Raw genomic sequence first — 14,816 nt, forward strand, 5'->3', positions numbered from 1 at the left:
TGGGAGGTGTCTAGCAACCTAATTTACGAACCTAATGAAAAATCCGAATTGGCATAGAGATGAATTGATACTCGCGCTTGACTTGTACTTCAGGTTAGGACCGGGGCAAATTCATGCGCGGAATCCAGCCATTATAGAGCTTTCACAAATGCTAAACACGTTGCCTTTTTCCGAAGCGAAAACCGATGCGGAACGATATCGAAACCCCAATGGGGTAGGGCTCAAGCTAAGTAATTTTTTGGCTTTAGACCCGGGTTATAAAGGAAGAGGTATGCAGTCTTACAGCAAACTGGACGAACAAGTTTTTAATGAGTTTAGGAGGAACCGAACCTTGCTCGGAAAGCTTGCAAGTAATATCAAAGCTACGCTCGCGCAAGAGGAGCTGGTCGAAGAATTGAAAGCGCCTATAGTAGGGGATGAGGAGGAAGACCAATATTCGGCACCTGAAGGGAGACTGCTTTATAAGCTGCACCGCTATCGCGAGCGGAACCGGATTCTTGTCGACAAAAAGAAAAAGGAATATTGGAAGAAGCATCGTTCACTTGCTTGCGAATTATGCACATTCGATTTCGAAAAGACCTACGGTGATGTAGGGAGAGGGTTCATTGAATGCCATCACCGCACCCCGCTATCGGAATTAACACCGGATACAAAAACAACATTAAATGACCTTATGCTCATCTGCTCGAATTGTCATCGAATGGTGCATAGGGGGTGGGATAAATACTGAAGGATTATGGAAAACCTTAATGTGAATTAAAGAAATATAGGCAAATTTGATAGTGTGTCAATTGGTGTTTAACTCAAACAGGATGTAAATTTCTTTACACATTATTATTTAAGTTGTACCGCAAATCGACTTGTAATTATTTAAGCATGGCAATTAGCACAACATCAGTTATTCACTATACAAAAGAATTTTCGATTCTAAAGAAGATATTAAAGGAGGGAGGATTCAAATACAAATATTGTGTTGAAAAAGTCAATACTCGAGGGAAAAAGAATTACCGATTTGCCATTGCAATGGTATCCTTTTGTGATATCCCCTTATCCGAGTACAAGAAGCATTTTTACAAAAAAACCAAAAAGAATACTTTGGGGTATTACGGTGACTATGGTATTGGTCTGAATTATAAATGGGTGAGTTCTCAGGGGCTCAATCCTGTTATTTATATAGAATCGAACTCTGTACTTAGCACTTCAGTCAGGCATAGTGCTGAAAGATTGCTAAGTAACTTATCTGATGATATTATTAACGACGAAAATTTATATCCATTCTATACAAAAAACTTTAAAGGTTTACTGGAGAGGGACAATATCAAAGTGGACGGTTATAGGTTTTATGATGAAAGAGAATGGAGATTTGTTCCAACTGCGAAGTTACTGAATAATAAGCCAAATATATTAGATGCAGCTACGTATGAAAATAACAAAGATTATTTTAATGAGGCAATCGAACGTCAACGATTGCAATTCTCCGTAGAGGATATATCGTACATTATTATAAAAGAAGAAGCAGAATTAGAGGAGTTGTCAAAGCATCTTGAGGAAACATATCCAAAAAAGGATTTCCTTCGGCTTATGCCAAAAATAATAACATCTAAGCAAATAATTGACGACTTCTAATAATTGTATTTACTTCTTACCGTCTGACAGTACCTTGATACGAAAACCGTGGAGAAGGAAATGGAAACACGGCAAACAACAATCTAAAATCATATTAAAAACACAGTTTGAGTAATTATGAATATAGAGAAGGAATTTTTAAAAATTCATTCGGACTCCTTTGAAGCTTTTCCGGACGAACGGGATTACGTTGGCATATATAAAACTCTTAAGGAGAAATTTGACAGAGAGATTCATCCTGAAATTAAAACAAAAATATTAGAAATAGAAAAGGACGGTTATTATAATGATCATGGAGTAGATCATATAAAGATGGTTATAGATCGTGCGTCAAAATTATTAAACAATTTGACCCCTCTCTCTACAAAGGAGAAGGAGGTTTTTTTTATTAGTCCTTATGAAATTTTTATATTGTTAATGTCTATTAACCTACATGATACGGGCCATTTGATTGGATCTAGAAAAGAACATGCATCAAAGGGGAAGCAACTTCTGTCTAAATTTGATTCGGGGGATTTACTAAGCCGTTCTGAAAAATTAATTATCGGAAAAATAGCACAAGCCCATAGCGGAAAGAATGATCCGATCGGACAGCTTGAAGCGGAAATGTACGTCTCACATAAAAGTATTCGGCCACAATTACTCGCGGCAATTTTGAGATTAGCAGATGAGCTTGCAGAAGATAAAACAAGGGCCTCAAAATTTCTTTTAGATATAGATCAAATGATTCCTTCAAGTGAAATATTTCATAGATATTCCGAGAGTTTGGACAGTTTAAATATTAATCATGAGGAAATAAAAATAGAGTTTTATATTGAGCAACAGTTAACTCAAAAAAAATTCCCAAAGTTCGCGAAAGATCAATTCCTTATTGACGAAATATATGAGCGCACCTTGAAGACTTTTACCGAATCATTGTATTGTAACAGATTTCTTCCAGAAAGGGGACGTTTGACAACTGTAAAAGTGAAAATACACTTTTTTGACAAAGAAAATAATGATGACGTTATTGACCCAATTTCCTATACAATTAAGGAAAGTGGTTATCCGTCATTTCCTTTCGAAGATATATATAAGTTGTGTCCAGATCTGGTAAACAATAAGGTTCACATGGACGGAAAGTTTTTTTTAGAAAAGATAGGTTCTATTGTAAAACCGAAAGAATATGAAGAATCCATTTGAGGTTAGCACACCAGAAGGCATTAGCGCTCAAGATGCGCACGAACTTTTTGTGGATGTATTTACTGATTTTCATCAGGTTCCGAAAATTGGACATACATTTTTAAATGGGCATAGAGGATCCGGGAAAAGTATGATGTTTCGCTACATGTTGCCAGATTGTCAAACAATATCAAGAAATTGTAGTATTGCAGAATTAGAGTATTATGCCTTTTACGTACCGATTAAACTCACCGACATAAATTATCCAGAGTTAGAAAGGTTGCATGATAGCTCGAATACATTTTTTAACGAGCATCTTCTCGTGACCCATATAGCATCGAAATGCTTCAAACAGCTCTTGACTCACAAAGGTGACTTAAATAAATACTCTGAAGATTTATCCACTTTCTATAACGATATATTCTTGTGGCATGTTGACCTATCGGGAGGTGATATTGACAACTGTATAGACGGTGAAAATCTAACAACTGAAAGGATCATTAAAAGTATTATAAAAATAATAGATGGGATGGTTTTGCAATGCAAAATGTATTGTAAAAAAATTGCCATGAATAAAAATATACCAAATACTTATAGCGGTCCCTTATGCAACTATTTGGATTTTCTATACCCGATTTTAAATGAGCTCAAGGAAATAAGTTTATTCCCCAGGAAAAATCCTTTTTATATATTAATTGATGATGGAGGTTATTTAAATTATACTCAAACAAAAATTTTAAACACATGGGTTTCTTATCGAACATCAAGTGATGTGAGCCTTAAAATATCTACCCAATTAGACTACAAAACCTTTTCTACAATTAATAATAAAACAATTGATTATCCACATGACTATACCCAGGTGAATATCGCATCCGTTTATACTAGTGAAAAAAACAACTATTATAGGCGGATAGAGAAAATAGTCTCCAAAAGAATTTCAAAATATTTAGGTAAAGAAATTCGACCCGAAGATTTTTTTCCTACGGATAAAAAACAGGAAGGGGAGTTAGAGAAAATCCGAAAGCAATTAAAGAAGGATAACTATTCTAAAGAGAGAGAATATTCGTCGTCGGATGCAGCAAGAAGATACGCTACTTCAGAATATTTAAAAAGACTTAAGAGGTCTCGATCGGGAGCAACTTTAAGTTATGCCGGATTCGGCAAATTGGTGGATATTTCCTCTGGAATTATAAGACATTTTTTGGAACCTGCTTCAAAAATGTTCAACGAATGTCTCTCAAAAAGCAATATCTCAATTGCTGAAGTAATAGAAATTCCTGTAGGAATACAAGATTATGTAATAAAAGAATATTCTTCTGATTTTTTGGAGCATGAATTTAAAAAAGTAATCCAAGAACATGGTGATGTCCAAGTGGGAGAAAGATTAAGTAAAGCTGACAAATTATATAATTTGATAAACGGTCTCGGCCAAATGTTCCATCGAATCTTTGTGTCTGATAAAGCAGAAAGAATAGTTTTCTCAATTGCACTAAACAACCTTCCTGATAAAGAATTAAGTGAAATTATCGATTTGGCAGAACATTATGGATACTTGCATAAAAGTACGATTGGAAATAAACAAGGTACTGGAAGGAATAAGTTGTATATTTTGAGTAGAATATTGGCTCCGTACTTTAAGCTTGATCCCTCTGGGTTTAAAGGTTATCGTTTCATGAATAGTGAATTACTGAAACTTAGTTTGACAGACCCCAGTCGCTTTGAGAAAGAGGCTAATAGACTATTGTTTGACGAGGATTCATCTCAGTTAACTATATATGATCAATTATCATAGGCATTGAATTAAGTATTAAACGCAAAATCGGCCAAATGAAAATCGCTCTTAGAGATTTGCAAAAAGAAGTTAAAGATATTGATTTCTTTATATGTTCCGCAGGATTTGAAGAACGGTCCACGGTGGTAGCGAAACACCTTAATCTTTCCGATATTAGGCACAAAGCTGTTTTTCATATAAATAATAGCTATCAACTTAGTGAAGAAAACTTAAAGGCAATACAAGCGTTAGGAGGCTTTAAAACAATTAATTACTCTAAAAATGAGCCAATCTTAACGTATGATGCTATTTACGACTTTTTAGAATCGATTGAACACAATAAAATTGTCAATGTTTTATTGGATGTAACAACCTTCACACGAGAGGTTTTATTGATTATGTTAAAGATATTCGAATCTGAAAAGATGAAATCGAAATACTCGGTTAGTTTTATTTATACCCCAGCGTCGGAGTACGAACATTCAGAAGACTTCAGTGAAAGATGGTTAACAAAGGGTGTGAGGGAAATTCGGTCTATATTTGGATATTCGGGGCTACATACGCCTTCAAAAAAATTGATGTTGATTGTTTTAGCCGGTTTAGAGGACGAGAGAACTGAAATAATAATTGAAAGTTTTGAGCCCAATGCTCTACTGATAGGCAGACCAAGTTTATCTTCATCCAATCATCCGAAATTAGATGAAAAAGCCGGGTACACGATAAAGAGGTTTAAAGCGAAGTTTCCGTCTTTTTTAAATGAGTTTCAATTTTCATGCAATAGCATTCGAGACACGCAATGCGCAATCGAAGTCCTCTGTAATAATTATGGAAAGGAATACAATATATGCATTGCTCCCTTGAATAACAAGGTGTCAACTTTAGGCGTTGCTAAAGCATGCATAAATAATGAAAATATTCAAGTTTGCTACGCAAGTGCAAACCAATATAACATCAACGGTTATTCTAAGCCTTCTGACTACATCATTTATTTCCCAACCGAGATCCAATGAAACCGCAGACGGAAACGGTCAATCCCAATGTAGGAAATTTTATTGACTCCTTGAGAGAAATTGGCTATTCTCCTGAAATTGCAATAGCGGATCTTATTGATAACAGTATTTCTGCCGGTGCTACTTCTATTGAAATTTATTCAGTAGCCACTCCGACTCTAATATTTGCCATGCTTGACAATGGGATAGGCATGACGGAATCGGAATTGATTGAAGCCATGCGTCTTGCCAGTAAAAGCCCCAATGAGATAAGAGATAAATTGGATCTGGGGAGGTTCGGATTAGGATTAAAAACAGCTTCTTTTTCTCAATGCAAGAAACTGACAGTAATCAGTAAAAGAAATGGTCAGCTATCGGCTAGACAATGGGATCTTGCTTTTATTGCATCAAAAAATGAATGGCTACTAATCACTCCCAACAACCTTTCATGTGCTCCGATGTTTGAACAATTCGAAAAATTGGAAAGCGGAACCTTGGTTGTGTGGGAGGAGATAGATAGAATTTCCGTGTCTAATTTTTCAGAAGTAATAGATAAGGTAAGAAAACACACTTCTCTCGTATTTCATAAATTTCTTGAAGGAACAGGCTCGTCAAAAAAAATAAGCATTTCACTGAACAATAATCCGATAAAGCCATTTAATCCATTTAATTTAAATCATCCTGCGACTCAACAAATAGCTCCTGAAAAGATTAATGTTTTCGGATCTACCGTCACGATCCAACCCTTTATACTCCCCCATCATTCAAAACTTTCTAAACAGGAATATGATTTGTATGCTACAGAAGAGGGTTACATCAAATCACAAGGATTCTATTTGTACCGCCAAAATAGAATTATAATTTATGGGACATGGTGGGGTATGCACAAGGCAGCAGACGCTCATAAATTAGTACGTATTAAAATTGATATCCCAAATTCGATGGACACACATTGGGGTATCGATGTAAAGAAGTCTATAGCAAGGCCGTCTGAAACTATAAGAAATGACCTTAAGCGTATTATCTCCCTGGTGATCGAAAAAGGAACGAGACCTTACTCTGTAAGAGGGAAAAAGATCGAAGACAAAACGGTAACACAGTTTTGGGAGATTGTAGTATCACACAACAAAATTAGGTTTGCACTAAATGAATCTCACCCGATGTATAGGAGGCTAAATGAAACCTTGGATGTATCAAAAAGAGAAGATTTGTTATATTATCTTAAGGGATTGCAGGCATACCTTCCCCTCGATGCAATTCAAGCGAGGTTGCAGCTGGATCCCCTCGCCGTAGATCAGCATGAAGCCTTGTCTGAGGATGAAGTACGGAATCTGGCAAAAAAATTATCAGAGACCAACATCAATCAAGAGTTTCTTCAAGAATTATTGAAAACGGAAATTTTTAAGAATAGAAAGGAAATTCTAACCAATGAACAGCACTAGTTACTTGGCGATCAAATCGCATATATTTGATAATCTTCGGAAAATCGAAGGAACATTGCCGCAGCAAAAAATTGAAGAAGAGATCCAGAATAATAGAGCTGTAATAGACAAAATCGGTTATGAATACTATGCCAAAGTAATCTCTGCAGACGTACTTGAACCGCTGAACGAGCAGGACTGGGTAAGAATGAAACGAGAACTAGAAACCCATTTCGATGTGAAAATGGCTACTGGGGTTCTTATACAAGGAGAGGATCAACAACAACGAGACAATAGTTGGTGGACAAGCATAGAAAAACAGAAAAACAGAAAATATTACTGGGAGCGTTACAAGAATTATCTGCAAGAATCTCTTCCGGGTGAGGTTATAAAGACCTTAGACGATGATACCGACGTGGTGATGAACAATATTGAAGATCCGCGAAGAGACCATTTTTCTAGGTACGGAATGGTAGTCGGGCACGTACAGTCCGGAAAAACAGGAAATTATGCAGGTCTAGTTTGCAAAGCTGCCGACGCCGGTTACAAATTTATAGTTGTAATTGCTGGAAGCATGAATAACCTCCGGAACCAGACCCAAGAACGCCTTAATGAGGCCTTTGTGGGGCGCACTAACGGTGTGCAAGTGGGGGCGGGAAAAGGTAATATTGATAAAAATAAAATTCCATATAGTCTCACAACGATCGAACGGGATTTCAACACACAAGATGCTGACAGAGCGTCCCAAAGTGCAAGCTTTGAAAGCATAAACGTTCCCGTTCTACTAGTCATCAAAAAAAACACCAATACCTTCAAAAGTGTGATAACATGGCTGAATAAACAATATAAAAATAAGATTTCTGATCATGCAATGTTGGTGATTGATGACGAATCCGATTATGCTTCGGTAAATACGAAAAAGAAGGATGAGGATCCGACCGCTATTAATAGAGGCATTAGAAAACTGCTAAAATTGTTTTCTAAATATGCTTATGTAGCATATACAGCGACACCTTATGCCAATATTTTCATAGACCATAAAGTAGATAACGAAAACTACGGTCTTGATTTATTTCCTAAAGATTTCATTTACGCCCTCGAAGCTCCGACGAATTATTTCGGTGCGCGCAAAATTTTCCTTGACACCGAGGAGAGACACTTAGTGGCAGTCAACGATTTTCAGGACCATATTCCAACAACGCATAAAAAAGATCACACAGTAGATTCATTACCAGACAGTCTATTGGAAGCCGTCCGGGTGTTCATTTTAAATATTGCAGTCAGGTGCCTCAGAGGCTATGGAAAAAATCACAATAGCATGCTCGTTCACGCTACACGTTTTACCTTGGTTCATCAACGAATATCAGGCCGACTAGCTGACTATTTGGAAAATATTAAAAAAGAAATTGCTACTTATGGCCGATTAACCAACCCAGAATATCATAGTGCTGATATTCTAGAACTGAACGTTACATATATTAACAATTTCAACAACGACGAATTTAAATGGAACACAGTGCTTAAAAAAATGACCGAAACTATTGAATCGATCGTCATAAGGGATGTACATCAAAAAACCACAATTCAGCTAGAATACAGAAAAGACATTGCTACAAATGCAATTGTAGTTGGAGGAACGAGTGTTGCGAGGGGGTTTACATTAGAAGGGTTAAGTGTCAGCTACTTTCTTCGAAACACCATCTTCTATGATACCTTGATGCAAATGGGCCGTTGGTTTGGTTATCGTATGGGATACGAAGACCTTTGCCACATTTATATGCCACATGAGAAAATAAATGAGTTTGCAGAAATTATTCAGGCGACGGAGGGGTTGATGAGGGACTTTCGATTGATGTCTGAAAACAAATGGACACCCTCGCAGTTTGGTTTGGCGGTACAACAAGATCCCGCCAGCGCGTTGCAGATTACCGCAAGAAATAAGCTAAGAAATGCTACGGATTTCGAATATTCGATGCGATTGGATGGCAAGGCAAAAGAGACTAGTGTATTAAGTTCGGAAACTGAAGATATTGACCATAACATTGATGTCATTAAAGATTTTGTCACCAAACTGATTATTCCTGAGTCGTCCTCGAACTCGGTTACATTATGGAAAGATGTAAAGCGTGAAACCATTAATGATTTTTTGAACAAATTCAGGGTGTATAAAGATCAGGATGTATTAGGAATAACTTCACGGATGCCAATTGGGTTTGTGAAAAAATATCTCACTGAGCGAAATACGAATTGGGACGTCGCTTTATATAGTGGAGATGGAGAACCATATTTTATTAGTCCGACTTTTTCTGTAAAAAAAGAAAAAAGAAAAATGACTGTAAAAACGGAGGGTCAGTACGAGTTTAACAATCGGCAAGTATCATCTGGCAGTGCAGAAGCTGTGTCTTTACCTGAGGATTTAAAAAATCAAGTTAGAGGAAACAGAGGTAAGGCACGAAAGTTAATGGAGCGCCCGCTCTTGATGTTGCATTTTATTCAACCGGAATTTCAGAACTCCGATGTGAAACTTGAAACTTTAGCAGCATTCGGGCTCAGTTTCCCTGGTGATGTACTTAGCACCGAAGACACGATTAAACTAAAAATTAACACTGTATACTACAGTAATCTTTTACAAGAATTAGAAGCTGGCGAAGAGAGTGATGATTAAAGGAAATAATAACCCATGGGAACCAATGAATATCGGTTCAAGCCGAAGAATCAACTCAGAAATTCCGCATGATGTATTTTGGATAAAGGATGAGCAAGGGAATTATGGATTTTTCTTGCAATCCGCAGAGAAATTTAAGTCTCCAGAAACGGATATTCGTCTAAAAGGGGTTACGCTTATAAAGCGAAATACGATCAGTTGTGGTGAATTATTCTTGATCCTAAACAAAAGGTCAGATTGGGAATTGTTCTTGTCTCTTTGTAAAGACATTCTTTCTGTTTGCATAGCGTATAGTTCCAATTCAAAAATGGTGCATGCGGTCGAAGCGCGTCTGAAACGATGGCAAGTATTTCTTATGCAAAACAATGATCCTTTTATGTCTGTGGAATTACAAATGGGGCTTTTTACTGAGCTCACATGCCTTAGAAATTTAATGCCGATTTATGGTGTAAAAGATAGTATAATTGCTTGGTGTGGGCCAGAAAGGGATAGGAAAGATTTCAATTTCCCAAATGTAATGTTCGAAGTGAAATCATTCAAGACCAGTAAAGGTCCTGAAATAATCATCTCATCCGCCCATCAACTACTCAAGGGATCTAAACCGCTTTATATCGTTTCTTACGGACTTACACCGTCTGAAAAAGGCTCTTCAGTCAAAAACATTGTATCTGAATTAGATAATTTATTGAAGGATGAATCGCTCCTTACGCGACAGCTATTTGAAAATAAAGTTATTAGTTATGGCTATATGCCGGATATGAATGATAACACATTGATCAAATTTACAATCGACAATCTGAGAGTTTTCGAAATAACCGATGATTTCCCACGATTAGTGCCTCAACATGTTCCTTCGGAAATCATAAAGTTAAATTACACTCTGGATCTCGAACTTTGCAAAAAACATGAAAGATTGACATCTGCAATATTTAAGGAGCACCCAAAACGATTATGATAAGTTTAGAAGATTTCCATCAGTATTTTACGCAATCCATACTTTCTGATGCTGAAAGTCGGGGATTGTTGAAAGCACAGTCTTTCTTTGAGATAGTATGTGAAGATCTAACAACTATCGGAGATTTGACTAACAACTATACTTATGCAGAATACACGAAGAAAGGCATTGAAGTTTATGGCTTTGACTACGATGAAGATCGAAAGATTTTGACACTTTTAAACCACCATTATTTCCAAGACGACGCCATCCAGACGTTAACACGAAGCCAAATCGATGTTAAGTTTTGGAGGATGACCAATTTTTTCAAAAAGTCCATCGAAGGAATCTACTTACAATTGGAAGAAACGTCCGAAGCCTACTCTATGGCATATAACCTCTTTACTTACCACAAAAAGGGACTTATAGATAAAGTCAGGTTGATGTTATTGAGCGATGGTAAAATTACAAGATCTTTAGCTGAGCTGCCCGCTGACACTGTCGACGGAATTAACTTTGATTATCGTGTTATAGACATCGAATATTTATACAAAATATATTCCTCGCAAAGAGAGGTTGGTGAATTTGAAGTGGATGTGGATTTGCCATTTCTGAAGGTGAATAATGAAAACGATCCATACCAATCTTATCTATCTGTTTTAGATGGCAATCTTCTGATTAAAATTTATGAACAACACGGTCAGAAACTGTTTGAGCAAAACGTCCGCACTTTTTTGCAATTCAGGGGCAACGTTAATAAGGGGCTTAGAAACACCATTGAAAACAAACCTGAAATGTTCTTTGCATACAACAATGGGATTACTGCCACAGCATCATCATTGGAATTTGGGCAAAATGGAAATATAAGTGTGATCAAGGATTTCCAAATCGTGAATGGGGGCCAGACTACTTCCGCTATATATGCCGCACATAAGAATTCAAAAATCGATGTATCAAGAATTTCTGTTCAGATGAAGCTTTCCGTCGTTAGAGAAGAAAAAAATCAAGATGACTTTATTTCTAAGGTGGCAGAATATGCCAACACCCAGAATAAAATCAATAACTCGGACTTCTTTTCAAATAGCCCTTTTCACAAGGATATAAAAGATTACTCAACTCGGATCTTTGCACCGGCTATCGGTGGATCACAAAAAAGAACCCGATGGTTTTACGAACGAGTCAGAGGTGAGTATCTAAATAGCCAGGCATATCTGACTGCTGATGCAAAAAGGAAATTTTTGATCGAAAACCCCAAAAGTCAACTTGTCGACAAAACATTGTTGGCTAAAGCAGAAAATACGTGGAATCAGCTACCTCATATCGTTTCCAAGGGTGCGCAGGACAGTTTTAGAAAATTTGCCGAGCGAATCACCAATATGGTGGAAAACGATAATCTGGCTATAACCGAGGTCTTTTTTAAGGAAATGATTTCGAAAGTCATTCTGTTTCGGACGGTCGAGCGTCTGATTACAAGAGCAGATTGGTATGACGGAGGGTTTCGAGCACAAACCGTGACTTATAGTATTGCCTATCTCTCCGCGTTGGTAAAAAACTCAAACTTATATCTAAACTTCAACCTAATTTGGCAGCATCAAGAAATACCGACATCATTGATTGACATCCTTAAAATAATAACAGAAAAAGTTTACTTAAATATCACCAATCCCCCGGCTGGATATGCAAACGTTAGTCAATGGACGAAGAATATCAGGTGTTGGGAAAGGGTAAAGGAAATTGACATCGAGTTTGACGAGCTTGACAGTAAGCTATTTGTAGATAAAGAAGAAAAAAAATATATTTTAAAAGAGGACAAAGAAAATAAGAAACTTGATTCTGGTATTAACAAACAGGTTGAAGTATTCAAGACAGACAAAGCACATTGGAAGAAACTCGATAAATATTTTTCGGAAAACAAATCATCGCTCCGTTTGACGACCATGCAATCTGATATTCTATCAAAGATGGCTAGTGGATTAATACCTGTCCCTTCGGAAAAGCAATCAAATATTCTCTATGATTTATTAGAAACTGCAAAAAAAGAGGGAATAGATGAAGATTAGCTGCGGAATTAATCAGCTATTGGATATTCTAATATCTTCTTGAAAATAGCCTCAGCCAGAAGAGGTGGTACCGCGTTGCCGATCTGTTGCTGGATATGCATTAGCGGTCCTCTAAACACAAAATCATCTGGAAAACTCTGTAGGCGTGCAGCTTCTCGTACGGATAATCCTCGGTCCTCATAAGGATGAATGAGCATATTCTTACGGTAATTTGAGATGACAACTGAAGGCAAAGAGGCGTCGAGGCGTTTATAGATACCACTGTGACAATTATGCTTATTTGCGTAGTTTGCCATTAATTCATCAGGGATTGCTTTCCAATTCTGCCCTTGGCCTATGTGTTTATACCGCTCTATAACGTAATCTTTATTTCTTGACACAAAGTTCTGTCTAGCAGAGCTTGAATTTTGACGCATTTTCTTCGCATACGAACTCGCTTGATCAAAGTCCTTTTTATAAGACAGCTCTTCAAAACTGTCTCCGTTTTCCAAAGAAGGTAAATCAGAAATGGCTTCATCCACGGATACCGTATAATTGTATTTATCAGGAAATTGAAAGTCGATGCCAACTTTATTGCCGACCATGATAAAGCGATTGCGGTGTTGAGGAACGCCATAATCGGATGCATAGACGACCTTTTCTTTGGTGAGGTAACCTAGTTCACCGAATAATCTCTTTATTTCCCCAACCGTATTGCCGTTATCAAATGTTGTTATGCCTTCAACATTCTCGAACAAAAACCATTTGGGCTTCAGTTCCCTCACAAATCTCAAAAATTCGTGGAATAGATAATTATTCTTGTTGTCAAGTGAGCGTGTCTTGGTGTTGGACGTGGAAAAACCTTGACAGGGAGGGCCTCCAAATACGATGAATGGGTTACCTTCGATGTGTAATGAAGGGATTATTTCACCGATATCGTCACATATAACTTTGGCTAGAGGGTGATTATGAATGAAAGTCGCGGCAGCGTTTTTATCTTTTTCAATTGCTAGGGAAATTGTTATTCCAGCCCGTTCGGCACCCAAACTCAATCCACCTGCGCCACTGAAAATATCAACAGCGGAATATATCGGCGTCTTATTCAGCTCAGTAAAACTAACATTAACTTCAGTTATTTCGGGCAATTGCATACTAAACGGCAAGGCTTATGTGATAAAAATATTAGCCAAAATTATGTCTCGAAATTTATGCAATAATAATAATTTATTGCAAGCACAAACGACAAAAGAAAATTTTTATTGTCATTTTTTTGATGACCTGCTTAGCGGAAACTAAATAATTGACATGCCTATAAACGGCTTTAACTGGAATTTCTGAATATCGGCACATTATTTTAGCAATTATAGAGCAAAAGAAGCTTGTCGGAATAGTGGCCAGCAAGTTACCGATCATTTCGAGGATAACCTCGAAATGATCGAATTAGGTAGAGGCGCCAAAACGGAAAGTTGAAAACGTAAAGCTCTCCAGCTATGCTGAGTTATTTGCCGGAACAGGAGATATCTTATGAAGCGGAAGGTTTGGCAAAGCAGGTAAAACGCGCGGCTGACGATTTGTACGAGAGGATACTAAAAAAGGGCCGTAGGACACGCGGCCAATTTTGATTTAATAGTCGGCAGGGTAGGGCACTCTCCCTTCTCCGGCTGTTTCGATATAGAGCTGTATCTGGTTTACTATTTTCTGTAGGTGCTTCCTGACGTCATCGCTCCAGAATCGGAACACGGTATATCCCATATTGATGAGCGCGGCGTTGTTATCCTTATCGCGCTGGATATTCCGTTCGATCTTAGGTATCCAGAAATCGCGGTTGCTCTTAATGATTCCTTTGGTTTTTTCCCACTGGTGGCCATGCCAGAACTCCCCATCCACAAAGATGGCCAGCCGGTATTTGCGGATCACGATATCGGGCTTACCAGGAAGATCTTTGGCATGCGTGCGATAGCGGATGCCCTTTGCCCACAGTGCCTTGCGCAGCAGTAGCTCGGGCTTGGTATTCTTGGCTCGAATGCGGCTCATAATATAGGAGCGCTGTGGGGTAGTGGGGAGACGGGGCATGAGACAAAGTTAAGATATTGTCGGAAATGCCTATATTAGCACTTTACCTAACTTAAAAACCTATGGGATTGTTTTTTATTGATGAAAAGAATATTGAGCAGTCATTTGCATCAACCGCTCAAACCCTGTTACTT

Annotated in this window: 11 protein-coding genes; 9 read left to right on the plus strand and 2 right to left on the minus strand. The window is 37.6% G+C overall.

Translation table 11 applies throughout. The features are described from left to right. The first annotated feature begins 34 nt into the window (after window positions 1–34). The 9 genes from ACFOET_RS19745 (at window position 35) to ACFOET_RS19785 (ending at window position 12,630) form a co-directional block, all read left to right on the plus strand. The gene (locus ACFOET_RS19745) at window positions 35–730 is read left to right on the plus strand and encodes an HNH endonuclease (protein ID WP_379025932.1); all 696 of its coding nucleotides are present in this window, start codon (window positions 35–37) and stop codon (window positions 728–730) included. A gap of 146 nt (window positions 731–876) precedes the next feature. Then, a complete protein-coding gene (locus ACFOET_RS19750) occupies window positions 877–1,626 on the plus strand; it encodes an abortive infection system antitoxin AbiGi family protein (protein WP_379025934.1) in 750 nt (249 codons plus the stop codon). Window positions 1,627–1,743: 117 nt separating this feature from the next. Next, window positions 1,744–2,808 (plus strand): HD domain-containing protein, encoded by a 1,065-nt coding sequence (locus ACFOET_RS19755; RefSeq protein WP_379025936.1) that lies wholly within the window; start codon window positions 1,744–1,746, stop codon window positions 2,806–2,808. Beyond that, the gene (locus ACFOET_RS19760) at window positions 2,792–4,582 is read left to right on the plus strand and encodes an ORC-CDC6 family AAA ATPase (RefSeq protein WP_379025938.1); all 1,791 of its coding nucleotides are present in this window, start codon (window positions 2,792–2,794) and stop codon (window positions 4,580–4,582) included. Before ACFOET_RS19755 ends, ACFOET_RS19760 begins: the two co-directional genes overlap by 17 nt. Before the next feature lie 35 nt (window positions 4,583–4,617). Further along, on the plus strand, window positions 4,618–5,571 hold the full coding sequence (locus ACFOET_RS19765) for a hypothetical protein (RefSeq protein ID WP_379025940.1): 954 nt from the start codon (window positions 4,618–4,620) through the stop codon (window positions 5,569–5,571). Next, entirely contained in the window at window positions 5,568–6,992 is a 1,425-nt protein-coding gene (locus ACFOET_RS19770; protein ID WP_379025942.1) for an ATP-binding protein, read from the plus strand. The genes ACFOET_RS19765 and ACFOET_RS19770 overlap by 4 nt, the downstream gene beginning before the upstream one ends. Further along, complete coding sequence (locus ACFOET_RS19775) at window positions 6,979–9,636, plus strand: Z1 domain-containing protein (RefSeq protein WP_379025944.1); 2,658 nt, start codon at window positions 6,979–6,981, stop codon at window positions 9,634–9,636. Before ACFOET_RS19770 ends, ACFOET_RS19775 begins: the two co-directional genes overlap by 14 nt. Next, complete coding sequence (locus tag ACFOET_RS19780) at window positions 9,629–10,591, plus strand: PD-(D/E)XK motif protein (protein ID WP_379025946.1); 963 nt, start codon at window positions 9,629–9,631, stop codon at window positions 10,589–10,591. Before ACFOET_RS19775 ends, ACFOET_RS19780 begins: the two co-directional genes overlap by 8 nt. After that, the gene (locus tag ACFOET_RS19785; RefSeq protein ID WP_379025948.1) at window positions 10,588–12,630 is read left to right on the plus strand and encodes an AIPR family protein; all 2,043 of its coding nucleotides are present in this window, start codon (window positions 10,588–10,590) and stop codon (window positions 12,628–12,630) included. The genes ACFOET_RS19780 and ACFOET_RS19785 overlap by 4 nt, the downstream gene beginning before the upstream one ends. Before the next feature lie 8 nt (window positions 12,631–12,638). Here the strand turns inward: ACFOET_RS19785 and ACFOET_RS19790 are convergent, their stop codons facing one another. Together ACFOET_RS19790 and ACFOET_RS19795 are read right to left on the minus strand one after the other, a co-directional pair. Beyond that, window positions 12,639–13,760, minus strand: coding sequence for a DNA cytosine methyltransferase (locus tag ACFOET_RS19790; RefSeq protein ID WP_379025950.1), 1,122 nt, complete (start codon window positions 13,758–13,760; stop codon window positions 12,639–12,641). Window positions 13,761–14,232: 472 nt separating this feature from the next. Next, window positions 14,233–14,682 carry a very short patch repair endonuclease gene (locus ACFOET_RS19795; RefSeq protein ID WP_379025952.1) on the minus strand — a complete coding sequence of 150 codons (450 nt, stop codon included), beginning with the start codon at window positions 14,680–14,682 and terminating at the stop codon, window positions 14,233–14,235. Window positions 14,683–14,816 lie beyond the last annotated feature (134 nt).

The organism is Parapedobacter deserti (assembly GCF_042646065.1).
GTDB lineage: Bacteria > Bacteroidota > Bacteroidia > Sphingobacteriales > Sphingobacteriaceae > Parapedobacter > Parapedobacter deserti.

Bases quoted from the DNA above. Each gene is read 5' to 3' on its own strand.
- ACFOET_RS19780 (WP_379025946.1), top strand. From the start codon at position 9,629: ATGATTAAAGGAAATAATAACCCATGGGAACCAATGAATATCGGTTCA.
- ACFOET_RS19750 (WP_379025934.1), top strand. From the start codon at position 877: ATGGCAATTAGCACAACATCAGTTATTCACTATACAAAAGAATTTTCG.
- ACFOET_RS19770 (WP_379025942.1), top strand. From the start codon at position 5,568: ATGAAACCGCAGACGGAAACGGTCAATCCCAATGTAGGAAATTTTATT.
- ACFOET_RS19765 (WP_379025940.1), top strand. From the start codon at position 4,618: ATGAAAATCGCTCTTAGAGATTTGCAAAAAGAAGTTAAAGATATTGAT.
- ACFOET_RS19790 (WP_379025950.1), bottom strand. From the start codon at position 13,760: ATGCAATTGCCCGAAATAACTGAAGTTAATGTTAGTTTTACTGAGCTG.
- ACFOET_RS19785 (WP_379025948.1), top strand. From the start codon at position 10,588: ATGATAAGTTTAGAAGATTTCCATCAGTATTTTACGCAATCCATACTT.
- ACFOET_RS19760 (WP_379025938.1), top strand. From the start codon at position 2,792: ATGAAGAATCCATTTGAGGTTAGCACACCAGAAGGCATTAGCGCTCAA.
- ACFOET_RS19755 (WP_379025936.1), top strand. From the start codon at position 1,744: ATGAATATAGAGAAGGAATTTTTAAAAATTCATTCGGACTCCTTTGAA.
- ACFOET_RS19795 (WP_379025952.1), bottom strand. From the start codon at position 14,682: ATGCCCCGTCTCCCCACTACCCCACAGCGCTCCTATATTATGAGCCGC.
- ACFOET_RS19745 (WP_379025932.1), top strand. From the start codon at position 35: ATGAAAAATCCGAATTGGCATAGAGATGAATTGATACTCGCGCTTGAC.
- ACFOET_RS19775 (WP_379025944.1), top strand. From the start codon at position 6,979: ATGAACAGCACTAGTTACTTGGCGATCAAATCGCATATATTTGATAAT.